This is a genomic window from Vibrio nomapromontoriensis (assembly GCF_050337205.1).
Lineage (GTDB): Bacteria > Pseudomonadota > Gammaproteobacteria > Enterobacterales > Vibrionaceae > Vibrio > Vibrio nomapromontoriensis.
The window spans coordinates 640,003-662,436 of record NZ_JAKJSS010000007.1 but is presented as its reverse complement, the minus strand read 5'-3'; the positions used below and the strand labels follow the sequence as shown (position 1 = coordinate 662,436).

Annotated in this window: 24 protein-coding genes; 20 read left to right on the top strand and 4 right to left on the bottom strand. The window is 43.9% G+C overall.

Translation table 11 applies throughout. The features are described from left to right. The first annotated feature begins 395 nt into the window (after positions 1–395). Positions 396–1,334, top strand: a complete 939-nt coding sequence (rluC, locus tag L4D05_RS07110; protein WP_265673364.1) for a 23S rRNA pseudouridine(955/2504/2580) synthase RluC — start codon at positions 396–398, stop codon at positions 1,332–1,334. Between the two features lie 157 nt (positions 1,335–1,491). On the opposite strand, the gene L4D05_RS07105 is transcribed toward rluC, so the two are convergent. Then, positions 1,492–2,076: a Maf family protein gene (locus L4D05_RS07105; protein WP_428793563.1), complete on the bottom strand. Its 585-nt coding sequence runs from the start codon at positions 2,074–2,076 to the stop codon at positions 1,492–1,494. 135 nt (positions 2,077–2,211) lie between these two features. On the opposite strand from L4D05_RS07105, the gene yceD reads away from it, so the two are divergent. The 15 genes from yceD to L4D05_RS07030 all read left to right on the top strand — a co-directional run bounded on the left by yceD (position 2,212) and on the right by L4D05_RS07030 (position 15,585). After that, complete coding sequence (gene yceD / locus L4D05_RS07100) at positions 2,212–2,736, top strand: 23S rRNA accumulation protein YceD (protein ID WP_428751713.1); 525 nt, start codon at positions 2,212–2,214, stop codon at positions 2,734–2,736. 30 nt (positions 2,737–2,766) lie between these two features. After that, positions 2,767–2,937: a 50S ribosomal protein L32 gene (rpmF, locus tag L4D05_RS07095; RefSeq protein WP_031493499.1), complete on the top strand. Its 171-nt coding sequence runs from the start codon at positions 2,767–2,769 to the stop codon at positions 2,935–2,937. 9 nt (positions 2,938–2,946) lie between these two features. Further along, positions 2,947–3,969, top strand: coding sequence for a phosphate acyltransferase PlsX (gene plsX, locus L4D05_RS07090; protein ID WP_428751714.1), 1,023 nt, complete (start codon positions 2,947–2,949; stop codon positions 3,967–3,969). A gap of 8 nt (positions 3,970–3,977) precedes the next feature. Next, a complete protein-coding gene (locus L4D05_RS07085; RefSeq protein ID WP_428751715.1) occupies positions 3,978–4,928 on the top strand; it encodes a beta-ketoacyl-ACP synthase III in 951 nt (316 codons plus the stop codon). A 56-nt stretch (positions 4,929–4,984) separates the two neighbouring features. Then, positions 4,985–5,908: an ACP S-malonyltransferase gene (gene fabD, locus L4D05_RS07080; protein ID WP_428793441.1), complete on the top strand. Its 924-nt coding sequence runs from the start codon at positions 4,985–4,987 to the stop codon at positions 5,906–5,908. 17 nt (positions 5,909–5,925) lie between these two features. Continuing rightward, positions 5,926–6,660 carry a 3-oxoacyl-ACP reductase FabG gene (gene fabG, locus L4D05_RS07075; protein ID WP_250616821.1) on the top strand — a complete coding sequence of 245 codons (735 nt, stop codon included), beginning with the start codon at positions 5,926–5,928 and terminating at the stop codon, positions 6,658–6,660. 162 nt (positions 6,661–6,822) lie between these two features. Further along, positions 6,823–7,056, top strand: coding sequence for an acyl carrier protein (gene acpP / locus L4D05_RS07070; RefSeq protein WP_027697107.1), 234 nt, complete (start codon positions 6,823–6,825; stop codon positions 7,054–7,056). A 94-nt stretch (positions 7,057–7,150) separates the two neighbouring features. Next, on the top strand, positions 7,151–8,392 hold the full coding sequence (gene fabF / locus L4D05_RS07065; RefSeq protein ID WP_250616653.1) for a beta-ketoacyl-ACP synthase II: 1,242 nt from the start codon (positions 7,151–7,153) through the stop codon (positions 8,390–8,392). Between the two features lie 80 nt (positions 8,393–8,472). Further along, the gene (gene pabC, locus L4D05_RS07060; RefSeq protein ID WP_428793440.1) at positions 8,473–9,279 is read left to right on the top strand and encodes an aminodeoxychorismate lyase; all 807 of its coding nucleotides are present in this window, start codon (positions 8,473–8,475) and stop codon (positions 9,277–9,279) included. Further along, a complete protein-coding gene (mltG, locus tag L4D05_RS07055; protein WP_428793439.1) occupies positions 9,273–10,289 on the top strand; it encodes an endolytic transglycosylase MltG in 1,017 nt (338 codons plus the stop codon). Before pabC ends, mltG begins: the two co-directional genes overlap by 7 nt. Then, the gene (gene tmk / locus L4D05_RS07050; protein ID WP_428751722.1) at positions 10,286–10,924 is read left to right on the top strand and encodes a dTMP kinase; all 639 of its coding nucleotides are present in this window, start codon (positions 10,286–10,288) and stop codon (positions 10,922–10,924) included. The genes mltG and tmk overlap by 4 nt, the downstream gene beginning before the upstream one ends. A 2-nt stretch (positions 10,925–10,926) precedes the next feature. Next, on the top strand, positions 10,927–11,883 hold the full coding sequence (gene holB / locus L4D05_RS07045; protein WP_428793438.1) for a DNA polymerase III subunit delta': 957 nt from the start codon (positions 10,927–10,929) through the stop codon (positions 11,881–11,883). Positions 11,884–12,137: 254 nt separating this feature from the next. Beyond that, positions 12,138–12,905 (top strand): TatD family hydrolase, encoded by a 768-nt coding sequence (locus L4D05_RS07040; RefSeq protein ID WP_428751724.1) that lies wholly within the window; start codon positions 12,138–12,140, stop codon positions 12,903–12,905. 455 nt (positions 12,906–13,360) lie between these two features. After that, entirely contained in the window at positions 13,361–14,794 is a 1,434-nt protein-coding gene (gene ptsG, locus L4D05_RS07035) for a PTS glucose transporter subunit IIBC (protein ID WP_428751725.1), read from the top strand. 188 nt (positions 14,795–14,982) lie between these two features. Then, positions 14,983–15,585, top strand: a complete 603-nt coding sequence (locus L4D05_RS07030; protein ID WP_428751726.1) for a hypothetical protein — start codon at positions 14,983–14,985, stop codon at positions 15,583–15,585. A 113-nt stretch (positions 15,586–15,698) separates the two neighbouring features. Here L4D05_RS07030 and L4D05_RS07025 read toward each other — a convergent pair whose 3' ends face one another. The 3 genes from L4D05_RS07025 to L4D05_RS07015 all read right to left on the bottom strand — a co-directional run bounded on the left by L4D05_RS07025 (position 15,699) and on the right by L4D05_RS07015 (position 18,347). Next, positions 15,699–15,800 (bottom strand): MetS family NSS transporter small subunit, encoded by a 102-nt coding sequence (locus L4D05_RS07025; RefSeq protein WP_106427128.1) that lies wholly within the window; start codon positions 15,798–15,800, stop codon positions 15,699–15,701. A 1-nt stretch (position 15,801) separates the two neighbouring features. Further along, positions 15,802–17,271 carry a sodium-dependent transporter gene (locus L4D05_RS07020; protein ID WP_428751727.1) on the bottom strand — a complete coding sequence of 490 codons (1,470 nt, stop codon included), beginning with the start codon at positions 17,269–17,271 and terminating at the stop codon, positions 15,802–15,804. 479 nt (positions 17,272–17,750) lie between these two features. Then, a complete protein-coding gene (locus tag L4D05_RS07015) occupies positions 17,751–18,347 on the bottom strand; it encodes an outer membrane protein (RefSeq protein WP_428793437.1) in 597 nt (198 codons plus the stop codon). 169 nt (positions 18,348–18,516) lie between these two features. Between L4D05_RS07015 and cydH the strand changes: the two genes are divergently transcribed. The 4 genes from cydH to L4D05_RS06995 all read left to right on the top strand — a co-directional run bounded on the left by cydH (position 18,517) and on the right by L4D05_RS06995 (position 22,360). Then, positions 18,517–18,609 (top strand): cytochrome bd-I oxidase subunit CydH, encoded by a 93-nt coding sequence (gene cydH, locus L4D05_RS07010; RefSeq protein WP_390902881.1) that lies wholly within the window; start codon positions 18,517–18,519, stop codon positions 18,607–18,609. Positions 18,610–18,616: 7 nt separating this feature from the next. Further along, positions 18,617–19,780: a patatin-like phospholipase family protein gene (locus L4D05_RS07005; RefSeq protein WP_428751729.1), complete on the top strand. Its 1,164-nt coding sequence runs from the start codon at positions 18,617–18,619 to the stop codon at positions 19,778–19,780. Between the two features lie 270 nt (positions 19,781–20,050). Next, a complete protein-coding gene (gene mlc / locus L4D05_RS07000; RefSeq protein ID WP_428751730.1) occupies positions 20,051–21,268 on the top strand; it encodes a sugar metabolism global transcriptional regulator Mlc in 1,218 nt (405 codons plus the stop codon). Between the two features lie 153 nt (positions 21,269–21,421). Further along, positions 21,422–22,360 (top strand): chemotaxis protein CheV, encoded by a 939-nt coding sequence (locus L4D05_RS06995; protein ID WP_265673382.1) that lies wholly within the window; start codon positions 21,422–21,424, stop codon positions 22,358–22,360. Positions 22,361–22,434 lie beyond the last annotated feature (74 nt).

The following is a 22,434-nucleotide window of genomic DNA, read 5'->3' as shown; positions in this document are numbered from 1 at the left end:
ATTATCAACGTCTTATGCCGTACGCAGCGTCTCAATATTAAGGGCTCTACTCATGGTGTAGTTTACGTAGGAATAATAGTGATAAATAGTTAAATCCAATCTAATTACCTTACGCAGCTGTGAACTATAGCAGCGCAGCGAAATATCAGCAATCAGCTTTACGACAAACCACAGAAAAAAACATGTTTTCCTTGGAAGATTTTTAGCTAATTGGTTGAATTTTATTCTTATTTCGAAAGTTTCTATCTTGGCTTGTCAAAATTGCATGAAAATTATCCACAGCTTGTCCTTGTAGAATAAATCAGGGGTGACTGAAAACAGTAAAGAGTGCTTTGCTTTGTTGTTGTGAAGAGAAAGCGTTATTTTCTTAGTGCTTTGGGTGTTATAATCGCCAAATGAGTGAAATAAGAACTAAAGTCCAATTTGTCGACATCGACGACGATATGGCTGGTCAGCGTATTGATAATTTTTTACGCAACCAATTAAAAAGCGTACCGAAAAGTGTGGTGTATCGAATTGTCCGCAAGGGCGAAGTTCGTGTTAATAAAAAGCGAGTAAAGGCTGAGTACAAGCTTCAAGCCGGTGACATTGTTCGTATACCACCTGTAACGATTGAAGAAAAAGAATCTGATGCACCTGTGAGTACAAAGCTCAACAAGGTCGCAGAGCTTGAATCTCACATCATCTATGAAGATGACCACGTATTGATTTTGAATAAACCTTCAGGTACCGCTGTTCATGGCGGCAGTGGTTTGAAGTTTGGTGCGATTGAAGCGTTGAGAGCGCTACGCCCTGACGCTCGTTTTCTTGAGTTGGTGCATCGTATTGACCGTGATACGTCAGGAATTTTACTGGTTGCCAAAAAACGTTCTGCTTTGAGACATTTGCAAGCTCAGTTCAGAGAAAAAACGGTACAGAAATATTATTTTGCCTTGGTAATGGGAAAATGGAAGCCAAGTTGTAAGGTGGTTAAAGCGCCTTTGCTTAAAAACGAAGTGAATAGCATCGTTCGAGTGAATCCAAATGGTAAAGCCTCTGAAACGCGATTCAAAGTGTTGCAAGCATTTGAAGAGGCAACGCTAGTTCAGGCTAGTCCTATCACGGGGCGCACCCATCAAATACGTGTGCATGCTCAATACACTGGCCACCCGATTGCGTGGGATGACCGCTATGGCGATCGCCGTTTTGATGCGTACACGGCAAAAGTGGGTTTGGACAGATTGTTCTTGCATGCTGCCAATATTATTTTTGTTCACCCTGCTACAGAAAAGCGTATGGAAATTCATGCTGAAATGGAACCGAAGCTCAAGAAAGCCATCGCTCAATTAAAATAAAATATGCCCCCTTTAGCTTTCTGGTTAAAGGGGAGATTAGCATCGTTTAATCGCTTATTGGGCGTGGGTCTCATCACGCTTGAGCGTCATTTTATTCGCTTGTCAGTCATCCCTATTTTGTTCGCTTCGTCCTATCCATGAGTTCATGCTGGATGACTCAGGTAAGCGGCGAGATGCCGTATGCGTCAAGCATACTGACCAAATCAATTAACGGTAATCCAACTAGAGTGTTGGGATCTTTACCATTAAGTGATGAAAACAGAGTGATACCAAGACCTTCACTCATGAAGCTACCCGCGCAATATAGTGGCTGTTCAATGTCGACGTAGCGTTCAATTTGCCGTGAGGTGAGTGTTCTAAATGTCACGTCAAAAGTATCAACTCTTACGTCAGACTGTTGTGTTGTGGTGTTGTATAAGGCCAGCCCGGTATAAAAACGGATGGTTTTTCCGCTTTGTTGGGTGAGCTGAGCAATAGCATTGGTTCGCGTTAACGGTTTACCTATGATCGCACCATCAATGACACAAACTTGGTCACTGCCGATAATCAACGCGTTAGGTTCTGTACATAGTGCTTTTGCTTTGCCCAGTGCGAGTCGTTGAACTAAGGCTTCTGGGGTTTCATCTGGCTGGGCGGTTTCGTCGAAATTCGGTGCTTTTGCTGTAAAATCTAGCCCTAGCTTACTAAGTAACTCTGCGCGGTAAGGCGAGGTGGATGCTAAAATTAGCTGAAATGATTCCATTTGTGCTGTCATTTTTTTATCATTCGTTCGGTTTTTAGAGTATTCTGAAGATTCTCAATCGTAAGGTGAAAAAAGTACAACTTTTTTGCCTTTTTCTTTGACTAAATTTGATTTGGAAGATAATATTCGCGCCCTATGCAGAAGGTAAAAATACCGCGAACGGTTGACCCGTCCAAGACAGCACAGAAAAGACTCGACTTTGATGGCATCATCCAAGTGAGTTTATTCAAGCGTCTTCACGAGTCGGTTGAGAGCGTAAAACGCGATGCGAACGTATCATTGTCCTTTGGGCATGATGAACAGCGATTAGTTGTTATCTCTGGTAAAGCTAACATCGAAGTCGACTTAGAGTGTCAACGTTGTAACGAGTCTTTCGCACATGAGTGCGAAGTTCAATTCACTTATACTCCTTACTATAGTGAGAAAAGTGAAGAAGAAGCACCTGAAGATTATGATTTGGTAGATCTTAATGAATACGGTGAAGTGGACTTGATACGAATGGTTGAAGACGAGTTCATCTTAAACCTGCCTCAAATAGCAATGCATGACGACGCAGATTGTAGCGTTAACTCAAATAATATGGTGTTTGGTGAAATTCCAGAAGAACTTGTGGAAGATAAACCGAATCCATTCGACGTTTTAAAAAGCTTAAAGAAATAATTTTTAAGCATTAACACAGGAGTAGGGTCAATGGCCGTACAAAAAAGCAAGAAGTCACGTTCTATGCGTGGCATGCGTCGTTCACATGATGCGCTAACTTCAGCTGCGCTATCTGTAGACGCAACTTCAGGTGAAACTCACCTACGTCACAATGTGACTGCTGACGGTTACTACCGTGGCAAAAAGGTTATCAACAAGTAAGGTTGACCTTTGCATAATATAACCGTTGCACTTGATGCAATGGGCGGGGATTTCGGTCCTTCCGTAACAGTGCCTGCCGCCGTGCAGGCACTGTCGCATTTCCCAGAGCTGAAAGTCATAATTGTCGGCGATCAAGCGTCGATACAAAACCAACTCAACGAATTGGGTTACCAGCGTAGCAGCCGTTTAACGGTAAGACACTGTGACCGAATCATCTCGAATTCAGAAAAGCCATCACTTGCACTTAGACATAGCCACGACACCTCTATGCGTGTCACGATTGACCTAGTCGAATCTGAGCAAGCTGACGCCTGCGTGAGCAGCGGAAATACGGGCGCTCTCATGGCACTTTCTCGTTTCCGTCTTAAGTTACTACCAGGCATTGATAGGCCAGCGCTTGTGACCGCGTTGCCAACCGCACAGGGCAATAAAACCTGGATGCTGGACTTAGGCGCAAACGCGTCAGTTGATGCTGACTCTTTATTTCAATTTGCGGTGATGGGCAGTGCACTAGCTGAACAACATTTGCGGAGAAAGCCAAGAGTGGCGATTCTCAATATTGGCGCAGAAGAGATTAAAGGCAATGATTTAGTCAAACGTTGCGCTGAAATGTTGTCGCAAACACATTCCATCCATTATATTGGTTATATTGAAGGTAATGAGTTACTTCATGATGCCGCGGATGTGGTTGTGTGTGATGGTTTTGTAGGAAATACAGTACTAAAGGCATGTGAAGGTACCGCTCAACTTTTTGTTGATAAGTTGAAAGCTCGCTTGTCTGCCTCAACGATAAAAGGATTGATAGCAAGAATATTGTTCTCTGATCTTATAAGTGAGGTGAAAACACTGAACCCCGACCAGTATAATGGGGCAAGTTTGTTAGGATTGCGCGGCATTGTCATTAAAAGCCATGGAAGTGCTGATGTCCCAGCACTTGTTAATGCTATAGGCGAAGCAGTCCATGAGGTGAGGCGCCAAGTGCCAAACCAAATAAGTGATCGTCTAGAAGCAGTGTTACTCGAGAGGCAATAATAGTCTTCATGTATAGCAAAATATTAGGTACAGGCAGCTACCTGCCGTCTCAGGTGCGTTCAAACGCAGACTTAGAGAAAATGGTAGATACGACAGATGAATGGATCGTAACGCGTACAGGCATTAAAGAACGCCGCATCGCTGCTGAAGATGAAACTGTTGCTGATATGGGGTATCACGCCTCAGTGAAAGCCATTGAAATGGCTGGTATCGATAAGAATGATATCGATATGATCATCGTTGCGACCACCAGCAGTAGCCATGCTTTCCCGTCTTCGGCGTGTCAAGTTCAAGCAAAGCTTGGTATTCAAGGATGTCCTGCATTTGATATGGCAGCCGCGTGTACCGGTTTTGTGTATGCATTATCGGTTGCCGATCAGCATATCAAAACGGGTATGTGCAAAAATGTACTTGTCATTGGCTCGGATTGTTTGTCTAAAACCGTCGAAGAACTTGATCGTTCGACGATTATTCTTTTTGGTGACGCCGCAGGTGCAGTTGTACTTGGCGCTAGCGAAGAACCTGGAATTTTATCAACTCATACCTACGCGGATGGTCGATTCGGCGATTTATTAAGCCTTGAGATGCCTGTTCGTGGTGGTGAGCTTGATAAATGGCTGAACATGTCGGGTAATGAAGTCTTTAAAGTTGCCGTGACGCAATTGTCTAAACTGGTTAAAGATACCCTTGCTGCGAATGATATGGATAAATCCGACTTGGACTGGTTGGTGCCCCATCAAGCCAATTACCGTATCATTTCCGCGACGGCAAAAAAATTAGGTATGCCAATGGATCAAGTGGTATTGACGCTTGATCGCCACGGTAATACCTCGGCTGCGACTGTCCCTACCGCACTCGATGAAGCGGTACGTGATGGTCGAATTAAGCGCGGTCAGAACCTGCTACTCGAAGCCTTTGGTGGTGGATTTACTTGGGGTGCGGCGTTAGTCCGTTTCTAGCCCTAAGTGTCTAATAAACGAATTTAATATTGATTGCGTTGTTTAAGGAAATAGCGATGAGTAATTTTGCAATCGTGTTCCCAGGTCAGGGTTCACAAACTGTTGGTATGCTTGCCGAGCTTGGTGAGCAGTTCGATGTTGTTAAGCAAACATTTGCAGAAGCGTCTGAAGCGTTAGGCTATGACTTATGGTCACTGGTCCAAGAAGGTCCAGCAGAAGATCTCAATCAAACACATCGTACACAACCCGCTTTACTTGCGTCGTCTGTTGCAATTTGGCGAGTATGGCAAGAGCAAGGGCTAGAACAACCTAGCATGATTGCTGGTCATAGTCTTGGTGAGTACTCTGCTCTGGTATGTGCAGGTGTGATTGACTTTAAAGAAGCGATCAAATTGGTTCAGCTGCGTGGTCAGTTGATGCAAGAAGCGGTACCAGCAGGTGTCGGTGCAATGTACGCAATTATCGGCCTCGACGATGCGGCTATCGCTAAAGCGTGTGAAGAAGCAGCCCAAGATGAGGTTGTTTCTCCTGTAAACTTTAACTCACCAGGCCAAGTTGTTATTGCAGGTAACAAAGCCGCTGTAGAACGTGCTGGTGCTTTGTGTAAAGAAGCGGGTGCGAAGCGCGCACTGCCTTTACCTGTGTCTGTACCTTCACACTGTGCGTTAATGAAGCCAGCGGCTGAAAAATTAGCGACTGCTTTGCAAGACATTGAGTTTAGCGCACCAACACTGCCAGTGATTAACAATGTCGCGGTAGTAGCAGAAAGCGATCCAGCTAAAATTAAAGAAGCGTTAGTGGCTCAGCTCTATAGCCCAGTTCGTTGGACTGAAGGCGTGACGAAGATGAGTGAAGAGGGTGTTGAAAAGTTATTTGAACTTGGCCCAGGTAAAGTATTAACCGGTCTAACGAAACGTATCGTTAAGACACTAAGTGCCGCTGCAGTTAATGATTCAGCGTCACTTGAAGCAGCAAAATAATAAGGAAAATTAACATGATGAACCTTGAAGGCAAGATTGCCTTAGTAACAGGTGCGAGTCGCGGTATTGGTCGTTCTATTGCTGAATTGCTTGTAGAGCGCGGCGCGACGGTAATCGGTACTGCTACGACGGAAAATGGCGCAGCTGCTATTAGTGAATATCTTGGTGAGAACGGTAAGGGTTTTGCGTTGAACGTAACCGATACTGCATCAATTGAGGCATCTCTTAAGCAAATGACAGAAGAGTTCGGCGCGATTGATATTCTAGTTAACAACGCCGGTATTACTCGTGATAACCTACTTATGCGTATGAAAGATGACGAGTGGACGGATATCATGGATACAAACCTAACGTCTATTTTCCGTCTTTCTAAAGCGGTATTGCGTGGCATGATGAAAAAACGTCAAGGACGCATCATCAATGTAGGTTCAGTTGTTGGCACTATGGGTAACGCTGGTCAAGCAAACTATGCAGCTGCAAAGGCTGGTGTTATTGGCTTTACTAAGTCAATGGCACGTGAAGTTGCTTCGCGCGGTGTCACAGTAAATACCGTTGCACCAGGTTTTATTGAAACAGATATGACAAAAGCGCTGAATGATGAGCAACGAGCTGCTACACTAGCGAACGTACCTGCAGGTCGTTTAGGTGATCCTCGTGAAATAGCTTCAGCGGTTGTATTTCTTGCATCTCCAGAAGCGGCTTATATCACGGGTGAGACACTTCACGTGAACGGCGGCATGTATATGGTTTAATCTGCGCAACATTTGTGCATGATTTAAGTCAAAAATGTACTGAATTTCGGTTAAATTCGCGAAAATTGTGGTTTGACCAGCAAGGACCCCCTTGCAACTTTCAACAGTTCGAATAAACTACGGAAACATCGCATTGAGCGAAATCTGTAAAGGAAAAGAAAAATGAGCAACATTGAAGAACGCGTAAGAAAAATCATTGTAGAACAGCTAGGTGTAGACGAAGCAGAAGTTAAGAACGAAGCTTCATTTGTTGACGATCTAGGTGCAGACTCTCTAGACACAGTTGAGCTAGTAATGGCTCTAGAAGAGGAATTCGATACTGAGATTCCTGATGAAGAAGCAGAGAAAATCACTACTGTTCAAGCGGCTATCGACTACGTAAATAGCGCTCAGTAATATCTCTCCCAGGCGGCCTTCTGGCCGCCTGTGTTTTTTTAACCTCTTCTATCCTTTCAAATAGAAACATTTCAATCCCCCGGAGAAAAATATCATGTCCAAGCGTCGTGTTGTTGTCACTGGCATGGGTATGTTGTCACCGGTAGGCAACACCGTAGAATCTTCATGGAAAGCCCTATTAGAAGGTCAAAGTGGCATCGTTAATATCGAGCACTTTGATGCAACTGAATACTCCACTCGCTTCGCTGGTTTAGTCAAAGACTTTGATTACAGCGAATACCTCACCAAAAAAGATGCTCGTAAAATGGATTTATTTATCCAGTACGGAATCGTGGCAGGTATGCAAGCCCTCAAAGACTCAGGCCTAGAAGTTAACCCAGAAAACGCACACCGTTACGGTGTTGCTATTGGATCGGGTATTGGTGGCCTAGACTTAATTGAAGCGGGATACAATGCGTTAGTAGGTAAAGGCCCACGTCGTGTAAGTCCTTTCTTTGTTCCATCAACCATCGTAAACATGGTTGCTGGTCAGTTATCTATTTTCGCAGGCTTACGTGGCCCGAATATCGCAATTTCTACAGCGTGTACTACTGGTTTGCATAACATTGGCCATGCCGCTCGCATGATCGCCTATGGCGATGCTGAAGCGATGGTTGCTGGTGGTTCTGAAAAAGCGTCAACGCCTCTTGGCATGGCGGGCTTCGGAGCTGCTAAAGCTTTGTCTACTCGTAACGATGAGCCACAAAAAGCGTCGCGTCCTTGGGATGTCGATCGCGATGGCTTCGTGCTGGGTGACGGTGCCGGTATGATGGTTGTTGAAGAATATGAGCATGCTAAAGCTCGTGGCGCTAAAATTTATGCTGAAATCGTTGGTTTTGGTATGAGTGGTGACGCTTACCATATGACATCACCTAGTGCTGACGGCTCTGGTGGTGCGCTAGCTATGGAAGCGGCAATGCGTGATGCTGGCGTAACTGGTGAACAAATCGGTTATGTAAATGCACATGGTACATCAACACCTGCGGGCGATATTGCCGAGATCAATGGCATTAAGCGTGCATTGGGTGAAGCTGGCTCTAAGCAAGTTCTGGTTTCTTCTACTAAGTCGATGACTGGTCACCTTCTAGGTGCTGCTGGTTCAGCGGAAGCCATCATTACGGTTATGTCTTTGGTTGATCAAATTGTTCCACCGACAATCAACTTAGATAACCAAGAGCCAGAAATTGATATTGACCTTGTGCCGCACACTGCACGCAAAGTTGATATGGAATATGCTCTGTGTAACTCATTTGGTTTCGGCGGAACGAACGGCTCGTTGATCTTCAAAAAGATTTAACCCTTTCGTTCAAAGAAGTCACTTGTAATCGAACGGCTTGATGCTTAGCATTAAGCCGTTTGTTTATTTAGGGAAGGCACATGTTCTGGAGAGACGGAGAAATTATTGAAAAAGTGTCTGTGTCAGACAGAAGTTTTCAATATGGTGACGGTTGCTTTACAACGATACTGACCAAACATGGCAATATCACGTTGTGGCAGCAACATGTTTCGCGCATGAACACCGCCCTCAAGGTGTTGCAGATCCCACAACCTAATTGGTCCGCTCTCTATGAGCAGCTCATTTCCGTCGCACTAACAGCACCACTTGCTGGGTTAAAAATTCATGTAAGTCGCGGGTGTGGCGGCAGAGGCTATAGCCCCTCAGTTGAAGGGGGCCCAATGATTACGATCAGTTGCTTTACCTATCCAGAACACTATTTGTCATGGCGTGAAGAAGGTTTATCTTTAATGCTGTGTAAGACCAAATTAGGGTTAAATCCTTTGCTCGCGGGTATTAAGCATAATAACCGTTTAGAGCAAATATTGATGAAAGCAGAAATAGAACAAACTCGCTTTGATGATGGACTTGCCCTAGATTTGAATGACAATGTGGTTGAAACAAGTATGGCGAACGTCTTTTGGGTTAGTGAAAACAAGGTCTATACGCCGACTCTTGCTAACTCAGGTGTGGCAGGGGTCATGAGAGCTGAGATCATTGAGGCGTTAAAGCACTTTCAGATAAAGTGCTATGAAGATGAGTACTCGTTGTCAGCACTATTGTCTGCGGATGAAATTTTTGTGAGCAATTGTATTCTAGGGGTTGCGCCGGTGAAGAAAATTGAGGAAGCTGCTTTACCTATTGGTAGGGTTACCAGACGTATTCAGGAGTATTTAGGTCAGTGTTAAAGAAGCTGTTATTTATTATTATTGTGCTCATTGCTTTAGCTCTCGGGGCGATGTTTTATGTGCAGAAGGGTGTTGATGCATTTCTTGGGCAATCTTTGCGTATCGAATCACCTCAGTTGGTGACGATAAAGAGAGGAAACAGCCTTAATACTGTATTTTCACAGTTTCAAAAAAATGATTGGATTGATGAAAGTCCTTTTTCTCAGCTTGTCCGTCGTTTTCACCCTGAGCTTTCTCAGCTCAAAGTGGGTACTTTCCAACTCCAACCTGGTATGGATCTCACACAGGCGATTGATGTATTAAATGAAGGTATCGAGTACCAACTTGCCATTACCTTTATTGAAGGTTCGACCTTTAAAGAGTGGCGTGAGCAACTATCCGCTGCAGAGCATTTAAATCAAGTCGCGAGTGACATGTCGGAAGCCGATATTGCGGCGAAGCTTGATATTCCACAAACAAAACTGGAAGGGTTATTTTTAGCAGAGACGTATCACTATGTTGTAGGAGATAGCGATCTTGATATTTTGCGTCGAGCTCATAATAAACTAGACCGCATCTTGACAACGAATTGGAACAATAAGCAGCAAGGCTTACCTCTAAAAACACCTTATGAAGCGCTGATACTTGCCTCTATTATTGAAAAAGAAACCGCGGTTGCATCTGAGCGTGAGCGTGTTGCTTCGGTATTTGTTAACCGTCTCAACCGACCGATGCGCCTGCAAACCGATCCTACCGTTATTTACGGAATGGGGGAGCGATACGATGGGAACATTCGTAAGAAGGATTTACGTGAGAGAACGCCATACAATACGTATGTTATTGATGGATTGCCACCAACACCGATTGCTATGCCAGGGGAAGCATCTATACATGCTGCGTTAAACCCAGAGAAAAGTCGCTACCTTTACTTTGTTGCCAGTGGCACAGGAGGACATGTGTTCTCTAAGAATCTTAGAGACCATAATCGTGCGGTACAAAAATATTTAAAAACTATAAGAAGTCAGAAATGAGCCAAGCTAAATTTATTGTTATTGAAGGACTAGAGGGTGCAGGAAAAAGTACTGCTATTCAAACTCTCCGTTCGGAATTAGAACGTTCAGGCATTGAGCGAATCACTAACACGCGAGAGCCTGGTGGTACCGCACTGGCGGAGAAAATGCGCGCCTTAGTAAAAGAAGAACACGCTGATGAGGCGTTGCAAGATCGTTCGGAACTCCTTCTTATGTACGCGGCTCGAATTCAGCTTGTAGAAACGGTGATAAAGCCAGCTTTAGCACAAGGCATATGGGTGATAGGTGATCGCCATGATATGTCATCTCAGGCTTATCAAGGTGGTGGTCGACAAATTGATGAGTCGGTGATGAATTCACTTAAGCAAATCGCCATTGGAGATTTCAAACCTGACTTCACGCTTTATCTCGATATTGACCCGAAGTTGGGTTTAGAGAGAGCTCGTGGTCGTGGCGAGTTGGATCGAATTGAAAAAATGGACTTGAGCTTTTTTGAAAGAACCCGTGCTTCTTATTTGAAAATTGCAGAATCTGACGATAGCGTGGCAATCATTGACGCAAGCCAATCTATCGAGGGTGTACAGAAAAGCATTCAGGCGGCAGTGCAAACGTGGTTGATAGAGCAGAAGGGGTAACAGTGAAAAGCTATCCTTGGCTTGACGGGCTTTGGCTGCAACTCAAGCAGAGCCTTGATAATGAACGTATCCCTGGCGCAATGCTCATTCAGGCGCAGAAGGGCTTAGCCCCTGATGCGCTGATACACCAATACGTGTCTGGAGTTATGTGCCAGAACGATCATTCAGAGCCGTGCGGGTTTTGTCATTCCTGTGATTTACTGAAGAGTGAATCGCACCCGGATGTTCACTACTTGTCGCCTGAAAAAGACAAGAAGGCGCTGTCTGTTGATCAAATCCGTCAGGCTAACAAATGGGCTCAGGAGTCTTCTCAGTTTGGTCGGTACCGTATTATCGTAATACCGAATGCGGAAACCATGAATGTCTCGGCTTCCAATGCGTTGTTAAAGACATTAGAGGAGCCGCCTAAGCAGTGTTTATTTATATTGTCGACTGAGAATGCCAAGCTTTTGCTCCCCACGATACGAAGCCGTTGTGAAGTGTGGCACATTGCGTTGCCTAGTGTGAAAGCATGCTTGGAATGGGTTGGCGAACAGACGGGCAAGCCAGTGCCTGAATCTGCGGGCTACTTATGTAGTTATGAGCCATTAACGGTGTTGAACTTTATTAAAGAAAAACACGATAAATCTTATGATTTGATGATGGACGCATTCATAACCTTTCTACAAGGTAACCGTTTGGACACCTCGAGTGTTTGGGCTGAAATGTCGAAAAGCAAAATCGACCTTAACATTACCCTAGGTTGGTATTGGCACCTGCTTTGCGCGGCTCAAAAACAGGCCTTAGGACTTGATGGCGCCTATCACTTGAAAGACGCAGCCACGCTGGCTCAGTTATTTTCCTATGAACGTTTGTTTCAGCAAGGCAATCGGATTCAAGAGTTACGTAACCAGTTACGTTCAAATCCAGGGCTAAATGGCGAAGTGTTGTTTGCCAGTTGGTTGTATGAGTTTGAGTGATATAAGTCAACGCTGTACTGCCTAACGTAGCGAATAAGCTTTACGGTTTAGTAACTAGGTTCCAAGCCTCTAGTCGTTAATACGCTTAGCTAGTTATCGGCGTGGCGCTTACTGTGTCGATTTTAAAATATAGGCTGGTCACAGCCTATATTTTCCATTATTGATGTTTACCCTTTACTTCCATCATCCGCTATATTGTTTCATCATATACGCTATTCATTAGCGTCATTTATATTTTAAAAAGTACTTATTCTATGTTTGTAGACTCTCATTGCCATCTCGATAAGCTTAACCTAGACGGCCATCCGTCAGGGATTGAAGATATTGTTAATCAAGCCAAAGCAGCCAACGTACACCAGTTGCTTTCTGTCGGTGTTACCTTAGAGGCCTTTCCAGGGATGATGGAGCTCATTGAGCCTTACCCTGAAGTTATGGCGTCTTGTGGGGTTCACCCATTAGATGTAGAAAGCGCGTTTTCGCTTGCGACGTTTAAAGAGTATGTCGCGCACCCAAGGGTTGTTGCGGTGGGTGAGACAGGGCTGGATTACCACTATCAGCCAGAGACTGCAGCCCTGCAAAAAGAGCGGTTTGAGCAGCAAGTAGATGTCGCCGTGAACGTGAATAAGCCACTCATTATTCATACGCGCGATGCGCGTGAAGATACACTGGCTATTCTGCGTAATGGTGGTGCGGAACGTTGTGGTGGCGTGATTCATTGTTTCACGGAAGACCTTCCGTTTGCAGAAGCTGCGATGGAGTTAGGATTCTATATTTCTATTTCTGGTATTGTGACTTTTCGTCAAGCGACAGAGCTAAAAGAGGTGGTGAAGCAACTTCCACTGGAGCGACTTTTGATAGAAACAGACTCTCCGTATTTAGCCCCTGTTCCCCACAGAGGTAAGCAAAACCAGCCTGCTTATGTGGTTGAAGTCGCCGCCTATATCGCGCAATTAAAAGGCATTTCTTTACATGAAGTAGGAGAAAAAACGTCAGAAAACTACCGATCGCTTTTTTCTCTCTGATAATTAAGTTGGCGTGTTATTTAAACAAAAAGGATGCTTTAAGCATCCTTTTTTAGGATTGCAACTCAAATGGTTAACGAAAAGTTAATGTTCACCAAAAATGTTGAAGTAAAATCGACCCTACGCCACAGTGTGTAATTACGTTACGTAAAATAACTTATAGGGCTATTTTATTTATTGGGTGAAATTAATTGACATAAATGTAATTTTCTTATTATTCATGTGGTTATGAATGATAATTGATGGTTTTTAGAGTTTTTTTGACTGTGATCTACTCTGAGTTTTGAAACTTAACTTCGTAACACAGTAGAAAGTATTAGGTTCCTCAAGCTATATTTATCAACAGAAAATACAAATCATAATGTGGTTACATTTTCATTGGGTGCTAACATTTAAGGCTGCGGGGGTGTGCCGTTAGTGCCCATTAATCTAATAACTTTATCAGGAGCATAAACATGTTTAAGAACCTTTTTGCTAACCTGCAAAAAGTTGGTAAGTCACTGATGCTACCAGTATCGGTTTTACCAGTTGCAGGTATTTTATTAGGGGTAGGCGCTGCCGACCTTAGCTTTATTCCAGACGTAGTATCTAACTTGATGGAACAAGCTGGTGGTTCAGTATTCGGTCAAATGGCATTGCTATTTGCTGTTGGTGTTGCACTTGGCTTTACTAACAACGACGGTGTTGCAGGTCTTGCTGCAATCGTGGGTTACGGCATCATGACAGCCACACTAAGCGTTATGGCTGGTGTTATGGGTGTTGAAGGCATCGATACGGGCGTACTAGGTGGTATCCTAGTCGGTGGTGTTGCTGCGTGGGCATTTAACCGTTTCTACAAAATTCAATTGCCAGAATATCTTGGTTTCTTCGCTGGTAAGCGTGCAGTGCCAATTATTACTGGTTTCACAGCAATTGGTCTTGGTATCCTTCTTTCTATCATTTGGCCACCAATTGGCGGCGCGATCAGTGCATTCTCTGACTGGGCTGCACACCAAAACCCAACAGTTGCGTTCGGTATCTACGGTATTGTTGAACGTTCTCTGATTCCATTTGGTTTGCACCACGTATGGAACGTACCATTCTTCTTCGAAGCAGGTACATGTGTGAACGCAGCAGGCGAAACTCAAAACGGCGTTCTAACTTGTTACCTAGTTGCTGATGAAGCATCTCGAGCAGCAGGCAATGGCTTTGGTCAACTAGCTGGCGGTTACATGTTCAAGATGTTCGGTCTACCAGCAGCGGCAATTGCTATCGCACATTGTGCTAAGCCTGAAAACCGTGCGAAAGTAATGGGTATCATGGCTTCTGCAGCTCTGACTTCATTCCTAACGGGTATTACTGAACCAATCGAATTCTCTTTCCTATTCGTTGCTCCAATTCTGTACGCGATTCACGCTCTACTAGCGGGCTCTGCATACGTTGTTGCGAACATGCTTGGTTTTGTACACGGTACGTCTTTCTCACACGGTCTAATTGACTTCCTAGTACTTTCTGGCAACGCTCAGAAGATGGGTCTAATGATTGGTGTTGGTCTGGTTTACGCGGCGATCTACTACTTTGTATTCCGTACTGTTATCACAGCAATGGATCTTAAGACACCGGGTCGTGAAGATGAGTCAGACGACGCAGCTGCAGCTCAGTCTGGTAGCGACATGGCTGGCGAATTAGTTGCTGCATTTGGTGGCAAGGCAAATATCACAGGTTTAGACGCATGTATCACTCGTCTACGTGTTGCAGTAGCTGACGTAGAACAAGTTGACCAAGATAAGCTTAAGAAGCTTGGTGCAGCTGGTGTGGTAGTGGTAGCGGGTGGCGTACAAGCTATCTTCGGTACTAAGTCAGATAACTTGAAAACAGATATGGATGAGTGGATTCGTAACCACGGTTAATCTCTAATTTGTTAAGTGACTATCAAGGGAAGCATTTGCTTCCCTTTTTTCTATCTGAACCTTGTCTTCCCCCTTTCCTTGTCATGACATAGTGATCACCTCATTCACTAAAATCTCTGCAATTTTGTTATACCCATAAACGCTCTCGACAAATAGAAGAGCGGTCGCACTAAGCAGAGAACAAACACATGAAATCAAAACTCAAACTCGGTATCAGTTTAATTAGTCTGATGTTCGTTTCTACTTTCTCATTCGCTGCAGGCAATACTGCAGGTGGTGAGGAAGAGTGGCAGATCGTTGAAGAAGGCAGTACCAATACAGCCGCTGCTAAACAATCCACGAACACCAGCCGTACCGCTTCTTCGAATAGCAACGCATCATCGAGTCAAGCTCAATCAAAGCCTGCAAAGTCCAGTAGTCAACGATCTTCCAGTCGAAGTAGCGGCGGTAATGGCGGGTTTAAAATTGGTATGGGGCTGGATCAAGGCTTGAGCGTAGTTGGTCAAATCAACAACCAGGTCAACTTTGCGATTGGCAATGATGGTATTGCGGCAGACTACATTTTTAATCGTGGTCGTTTTGGTGGCGATGTGCCGTTCACCTGGTTTGCTGGCGTCGGTGGTCAAATCAAACGTTCTGATAACTTCGGTCCGCGAATTGCGCTTGGTGTCGAACTTGATATCTCGAATGGTTGGGATGCTTATGCGCAGTTAACACCCAATATGATGTTCCACAAGAGTGATTTGAAATTAGGGATTGGAGCGGGTATTGGTATTCGTTACAGTTTTTAAAAGTAAAGACGGAAGACATCCCCAATAAGAAAGCCAGCATGAAGATGCTGGCTTTTATGTTATTGCCCTAACTGTTCTGGTGAAGGGCGTTAAGAAGTATTGAAAGCGATAGGCTACTTATGGTTTTTATCCATGGCTTTTTTGATGCAGTAAGATGCACCACCCCATGTAATACCTAGCCCTAAAACCATCATAATAATTGCACTTGTTGTCATTTTAAGCGTCCTTCTTACTAGTAACATTGACGGCAACACCAACGACGACGAGTAGCCCCATGAGTCCCCAGCCAAGTAGCATGAGATCAAATTGCGCGTAGCCACCATAACCCTCAGTGATAAGAGTTTGGAATTTTGTTGCAACAATCATTGCGAGAATAACTGGCGTGATAAAGCGTAAGCAGATGTCGAACCAAGCACCAATTGAAAAATCAGAAACCTTGTTAACATATTCACGTACATCGGCAATTTTTAGTAGCCATGCCATGAGGATAATCTCAATGAAGCAGCTCACAACAATGCCAACGTTATTCGCGAAGTGGTCAACTAAATCTAGTAGTAATAGACCGCCATTAGTTGCAAACGCCATGGAAATAATGAGGCCAGCACCACAAATGATCGTGGCCGCTTTTTTACGACTCCAGTTCAGCTTGTCGATGACTGCAGAGGTAACCGCTTCCATGATAGAAATATGTGAGCTTAGACCAGCAATCACGAGAGCAAAGAAAAACAGTGGCCCTAAGATGTACGGTGCTGGTAATAAGTTAATTGCCGCAGGTAGAGTAACAAATGCTAAGCCTACGCCCGCTGTAACGACCTCTGTTAGTGGTTTACCTTGCTCTTGAGCCATGTAGCCAAGTACAGAGAAAATCATGATACCAGCTAGGATAGAGAAGCCACAGTTAATCAATACTGTCATGAAAGCATTGTTAGTAATGTCTGACTTTTCAGGCAAATAGCTTGAATAAGCGAGCATGATGGCAAAACCAATACTTAGCGTGAAAAAGATTTGACCATAAGCGGCAGCCCAGACTTTCATGTCCCAGATTTTACTGAAATCGGGTTCGAATAGGTAGTTAACACCGTTGAGTGCGCCAGGAAGAAATATCATGCGACCAATAAGTAGAATTACCATGATGAACAAGATAGGCATCATGATTTTTGCTGCTCTCTCAATCCCTGCCTTTACACCACCAGCAATAGCGGAGTAGGTGATTGCCCAGGCAATGAGCATTGCGCCAGCAATTTTCCACTGAATAGCGCCAAGGCTAGTTGGCGAGTTGTCGCCTAGCTGTAGGTATTCACTAAAGAAGAAGGCATTAGTGTCGGTTCCCCAGCTTTGAGTAAACGACATGCCAAAATAAGAAATTGCCCAACCAATAACTGCGACATAGTAGACGGCGATTGTTGCCGCAACTCCGACTTGAAACCATCCGAGCCATTCAAACTTGGCGTTAATTTTACTGAGTGTTTTTGGTGCAGAACCTCGGTATTTTTGACCCATACTGAATTCGAGAATCATGAATGGAATACCGGCTGTGATCATGGCAAAAAGGTAAGGAATAAAGAATGCACCGCCACCATTTTCGTAGGCCATGTAAGGGAATCGCCAAATATTGCCGAGTCCGATTGCCGACCCCACTGCTGCAAGAATAAATCCAGCGCGGGATCCCCACTGTTCGCGTTTCATAGTTAACTCCTTTTACTACATCGTCTGCGACATAAAATGCTATTCAAAGAATAGCGAGCTGCACCAATTATTAAATGTCATTTTTTATGGTGAGCCAATTATCGGTTGTGTTGTGTTTTACTTGTGGTTTTTTATGTTGGTAATGTGGCGTTATCGTAGTGATATAAACCATATTTCCTGGCGCTTAGTATTGAAAGTTAAAACTTTCAACTAAGTGTGAGGTTAAGATTACCCATGTTATAGAGTGTTGGCAATAGATTACGTTTGTATAGGGGGGAATCTTTGGTAGATGAATCATCTGTGAAATGTTACTTTTTGGGTTTTGTATGCTGACTGTGATATCTATCGCAAATCAATCCATAATTAGGCGTTTTATAAATAGAGTAAACCACTAAATTTTATTTTAGACGTAGTCTCTAAAATATGTGCTACAAACCAATATAAATATCGATGTGTAAGCGGCAAGGTATTGTTTGATACTAAAATTTAACGCTCACGCCAATATTAGTCTGAAATTGATTCATCCATTGTGTGTTAAAGCCAATAAAGCAACTTTGGTCGTTAGTGGGTAAATTACACACCGAGATGGTTTCATTACTCACGACGGTACCTTGCCATCTTGCTTGACCGTTGAGGAATAAGCGAGGCATTAGCTGGTATTCAATCCCACCGAAAATGCTTGCGGCAAAGCCTGTTTGAGACTTAGTCCAGTCTGCTGAAATGTGTGAAGCGCCTAATCCAGCCCCAATATAGGCGAGAGTTTTCTCGGCTACTTGGTACTCTGCGCTGCTTTGTAGCTGTAAGTACTGTATCTTTGAATCCAAATTCAACGTATCAAGAGATGAGTTTTGCTGTGAATAGAACGCACCAATGCGTCCATTTAATAGCGGAAACTCGACCGCAAGTGCCAGATTGCTTGAAGGAGAAATGTCATAGGTTTTATTGTCACCATCAACGGCAGTCCCTCCAATGCTATAGCCAATGAACGGCGTAACGATGACGTTGGCGAAAGAGAGTGAAGGCGTGGCAATTAAAACAAAGAAAGTGGCGATGATCTGGCTAATAAACTTAGTCATAAGGCTTCTCCTTCATTGAGCTGATGGTGTTTGTGTCATTAGCGTAATTGACCAGTTTGTACTAACGTTTAAACATAGTGTGACAGTAACATCATAATTTTGAAGTCGTTATTTCCGTATTGGTATACTGTGTCACAATAGTAAACACAATGTTACATTTGGAGGTTGTATGGACTTTAATTTAAAAATGGCGCTTAGTATTACTACAATAGCATTTTCTATCATTCTTGCTTTTGGCTTCACTGCAATTTTGGCCGCTTAGCTACGTTATGGCAAATACAGGTGTGGTAACGGACTCCCATGCTGCTATTGATCCTAAACGCTTTAGACAGTACGTAGGAGGTAAGACTGCGCTAATTGCACAAGGAGGAGGACAGCGTAGTATTTTTACCTCTGGTGTTCTTGATTCTTTTCTACTTTCTAACTTTGACCCTTTTGATGAGTTTTATGGTACCTCGGCAGGGGCGCTTAACCTGTGTGCGTATTTGGCGCGTCAACCTGGTTTGGGGCGAGCATTTCTGCTGGATTTAACTACGGATCCACAATTTTTTAATGTCTTCAGTTTTATCCGTAAGAAGCAGTCACTGAATCTCAAGTGGGCGTTGGATAAATTATATGATTATCCTTATAAGCTTGATATTGATATGGGGCGGCGTTCCATGGGGCATCGGCGAGCTTTTGCGGCTGTGACGGACACTTTAACTCTGAAAGATCACTATTTACCCATGCTACAAGATGATTGGTATTGGGTAATGATGGCGACAAGTGCCATACCAAATTTGTTTGATGGTTCGGTGTCGGTGCATGGACGTGAGTACATTGATGGAGGGGTCTCTGCATCGATTCCGGTTCAGGAGGCATGGCGACAAGAAAATCGTATGATGGTGGTGATTCGTACCGAGGAACAACTCACACAGGAAGAGCCCATCGTATCAGATCAGCCGCAGGTGACTGAGCCGCCAACGTGGTTTCGTGAGTCACTAAATAGTGTTCAACTACAATGGCAAGACAAGTTAGAACAATGGTCTAAGGACTGGAACGGATTCTTTGACCTCCAGCTAAGTAAAGCCGAAGCCCAGAAACATTCTCAGCACCTTAATATGATTAATGGTGGTCGCTGGCTATTTGGTGGCGCTGATATCTATCGCCTTAGTCATGTGTTTGGTGAGAAATTCGATGCTGGTCTTGCGGATATGCTAATGGTGCATTATCAGACTTATTCGTTGACGAGCACCTTTTTATCCTTGCCTCCGGATGACTGTTTCATTATGCAAATAGCGCCAAGCAGAGCGTTGAAAACATCATCGTTGATGAGTAAAAAAGATGACATTTTGCATGATTACCAATTAGGTCTAGAAGCTGGATTTCAGTTTATAGAACACTATCAAAGCCTAGTGACAAAGCCGCAAAACTCAAACCGATTCTTTATCTAAAAAGTCAAAAAACACTGTATCGAAGAGCGCTGAAAATCACTTATTTCTCGTGGATTAATAAGTGCATTTTTAGTAATGCTTTTGGTGTGTTTTTCTTGTGCTGGTGTAATATTCTTTCATTGTTTTAGGCGCAGTTTTGATGAGTAACATGACCTGCACCCCAAACTTTGCCCTATATGCGTGATGTTTGTCACGGCGATTCACCAAACTGCTTCACAATTACTTCGCAAAGTAAAAAAATTGCTAGGTTGTTGTTTTTTGGAGTGCAAGATGTACATGGCTCAACCTGGGCATATCGACCATATCAAGCAGGTCAATGCTGGTCGTGTGTATAAATTAATAGACCAATTTGGGCCTATATCGCGCATCGATTTGTCGAAATTAAGTGGCTTAGCGCCAGCGAGTATTACGAAGATCACGCGAGAACTTATCGCTGCACACCTTATTCATGAAACGGCGGTTCAGGAAGCGATCAGTCGTGGTCGTCCTGCTGTTGGTTTACAAACGAATAATCAAGGATGGCAATTCTTATCGATGCGTCTGGGGCGAGGATATTTAACCATCGCGCTTCATGAGCTTGGTGGGGATGTCCTCATTGATACTAAAATTGAGATTCATGAAGTTGATCAAGATGACGTTATTGCTCGCCTCTTATATGAAATCGAAGAATTTTTTGAAACCTACACCAACGAGCTAGACCGTGTCACCAGTATCGCGCTAACACTGCCTGGTTTAGTCAATACCGATCAGGGTATTGTGCTGCAAATGCCGCATTACAACGTGGCTAACTTCCCGATTGGTGCGGAAATATTTAACGCAACTGGCCTCCCGGTATTTGTCGCGAATGACACCCGTGCATGGGCGCTGGCTGAGAATTTATTTGGTCATTCTCAAGATTGTGATAATTCGGTTCTGATTTCCATTCACCATGGCTTAGGGGCGGGCATTATTCTTGATGGACGCGTGCTACAAGGCCGCCATGGTAACATTGGTGAGCTCGGGCATATTCAGATCGATCGTAACGGATTGGATTGCCACTGTGGCAACAAAGGCTGTTTGGAAACCGTTGCGAGTTCGCAGGCTATTCGACGAGAAGTATCCCAACGCATAGCAAATGGTGAGACGTCAGTATTGGCTGAGCAAGAAGAAATTAGTGTTGAGGCTATTTGTGAGGCCGCCGCCAATGGCGATCCACTTGCTGTGAATGTTATCGAAAAACTAGGGGACAACCTCGGTTCTGCTATCGCGATAGTCATTAACCTCTTTAACCCTGAAAAAGTGTTAATTGGCGGGGTTATTAATCAGGCAAAAGATATTTTATACCCAGCAATTCAACGCTGTATAGAGCAGCAAAGCCTACCCGTTTATACTCAAGATCTTAAATTAGTAGAGTCTCGGTTTTATAAGCAAGCAACGATGCCCGGTGCGGCATTGGTGAAGCAAGCGTTGTATGATGGTGTATTACTCATGAAAGTCATCGAAGGCTAGTCATCGACATTTCTACCGTGTGTATCGAATTTCACTGTGCGTAGGGTGTTTGTTGAGAGTCATAGTTTTGGATGTTTTGTCGCAAAACTTCTTGTCCAAGATGTTGATTACATGAGATAAGGACTCTAGTAACTGTTTTTCCAAGGAAATCTCATGTCGAGCGTATTAAGTTCAGTTGATCAAAGAACGCAGCTGGTGGGTGAAAACCGCCTAGAGCTGCTGATGTTTAACTTAAATAGCCGTCAGACGTTTGCTATTAACGTATTTAAAGTTAAGGAAGTGCTAAAGCTTCCCCCTCTTACTCAACTTCCCGGCTCGCACCCTAGTATTTGTGGCATAGCGTCACTTAGAGGCGTTTCTGTTCCTGTTATTGATTTAAGACGAGCGGTAGGGTTTCCTAGACCCGCAGAGGGCGGAGATCACAACCTAATTATCACCGAATACAATCGTACGGTGCAGGGCTTTTTAGTGGGCGAAGTGAAGAACATCGTTAATACCACATGGACAGAGATTCAGCCTCCTCCAAGAACGGTCGGTCGGGCGAATTATCTCACTGCGATCACTAAGGTAGAGGAAGGAGAACATGTCCATTTAGTTGAAATTATTGATGTTGAGAAAGTACTCGCCGAGATCATTGATTATGACGTTTCTATTTCAGAAGAAACGCTAGACACTGCGTTACTTCCTCATTTAGCTGGTAAAAAAATCTTAATAGTAGATGACTCTTCTACCGCCAGAAATCAAGTTAAGGGTACTTTGGAGCAATTGGGTGTAGAAATTATCGAATGCTTCGATGGTGCTATGGCATTAAGGCTATTGAAGCAATGGTGTGATGAAGGAATTGATGTTTGTTCTGAGCTATTGATGATGATTACTGATGCAGAGATGCCTGAGATGGATGGGTACAAATTGACGCATGAAGTTCGCAATGATCCTCGCATGAGTCAACTCTATATCACATTGAATACCTCGTTAAGTGGCAGCTTTAATGATGCCATGGTTGAAAAAGTGGGTTGTGACCGCTTTATTTCTAAGTTCCAGCCAGATTTACTTGTCGATGTTGTTCAGCAAAGAATGAGCCAAATCTTATAGGGTAGAGTTGATACTTTAGTTGTGTGATTACAATCTGAGCGTTTAGCGTGCTATAATTGACGTGTATCTATCTC

Excerpts from the sequence above, each read along its gene's own strand:
- L4D05_RS07025 (WP_106427128.1), bottom strand. The coding sequence starts at position 15,800 with ATGACAACAAGTGCAATTATTATGATGGTTTTAGGGCTAGGTATTACA.
- rpmF (WP_031493499.1), top strand. The coding sequence starts at position 2,767 with ATGGCCGTACAAAAAAGCAAGAAGTCACGTTCTATGCGTGGCATGCGT.
- cydH (WP_390902881.1), top strand. The coding sequence starts at position 18,517 with ATGGACTTTAATTTAAAAATGGCGCTTAGTATTACTACAATAGCATTT.
- acpP (WP_027697107.1), top strand. The coding sequence starts at position 6,823 with ATGAGCAACATTGAAGAACGCGTAAGAAAAATCATTGTAGAACAGCTA.
- L4D05_RS06995 (WP_265673382.1), top strand. The coding sequence starts at position 21,422 with ATGTCGAGCGTATTAAGTTCAGTTGATCAAAGAACGCAGCTGGTGGGT.
- yceD (WP_428751713.1), top strand. The coding sequence starts at position 2,212 with ATGCAGAAGGTAAAAATACCGCGAACGGTTGACCCGTCCAAGACAGCA.
- L4D05_RS07105 (WP_428793563.1), bottom strand. The coding sequence starts at position 2,076 with ATGGAATCATTTCAGCTAATTTTAGCATCCACCTCGCCTTACCGCGCA.
- ptsG (WP_428751725.1), top strand. The coding sequence starts at position 13,361 with ATGTTTAAGAACCTTTTTGCTAACCTGCAAAAAGTTGGTAAGTCACTG.
- pabC (WP_428793440.1), top strand. The coding sequence starts at position 8,473 with ATGTTCTGGAGAGACGGAGAAATTATTGAAAAAGTGTCTGTGTCAGAC.
- fabG (WP_250616821.1), top strand. The coding sequence starts at position 5,926 with ATGAACCTTGAAGGCAAGATTGCCTTAGTAACAGGTGCGAGTCGCGGT.
- mlc (WP_428751730.1), top strand. The coding sequence starts at position 20,051 with ATGTACATGGCTCAACCTGGGCATATCGACCATATCAAGCAGGTCAAT.
- L4D05_RS07040 (WP_428751724.1), top strand. The coding sequence starts at position 12,138 with ATGTTTGTAGACTCTCATTGCCATCTCGATAAGCTTAACCTAGACGGC.
- L4D05_RS07005 (WP_428751729.1), top strand. The coding sequence starts at position 18,617 with ATGGCAAATACAGGTGTGGTAACGGACTCCCATGCTGCTATTGATCCT.
- L4D05_RS07020 (WP_428751727.1), bottom strand. The coding sequence starts at position 17,271 with ATGAAACGCGAACAGTGGGGATCCCGCGCTGGATTTATTCTTGCAGCA.
- tmk (WP_428751722.1), top strand. The coding sequence starts at position 10,286 with ATGAGCCAAGCTAAATTTATTGTTATTGAAGGACTAGAGGGTGCAGGA.
- L4D05_RS07030 (WP_428751726.1), top strand. The coding sequence starts at position 14,983 with ATGAAATCAAAACTCAAACTCGGTATCAGTTTAATTAGTCTGATGTTC.
- rluC (WP_265673364.1), top strand. The coding sequence starts at position 396 with ATGAGTGAAATAAGAACTAAAGTCCAATTTGTCGACATCGACGACGAT.
- fabD (WP_428793441.1), top strand. The coding sequence starts at position 4,985 with ATGAGTAATTTTGCAATCGTGTTCCCAGGTCAGGGTTCACAAACTGTT.
- L4D05_RS07085 (WP_428751715.1), top strand. The coding sequence starts at position 3,978 with ATGTATAGCAAAATATTAGGTACAGGCAGCTACCTGCCGTCTCAGGTG.
- fabF (WP_250616653.1), top strand. The coding sequence starts at position 7,151 with ATGTCCAAGCGTCGTGTTGTTGTCACTGGCATGGGTATGTTGTCACCG.
- L4D05_RS07015 (WP_428793437.1), bottom strand. The coding sequence starts at position 18,347 with ATGACTAAGTTTATTAGCCAGATCATCGCCACTTTCTTTGTTTTAATT.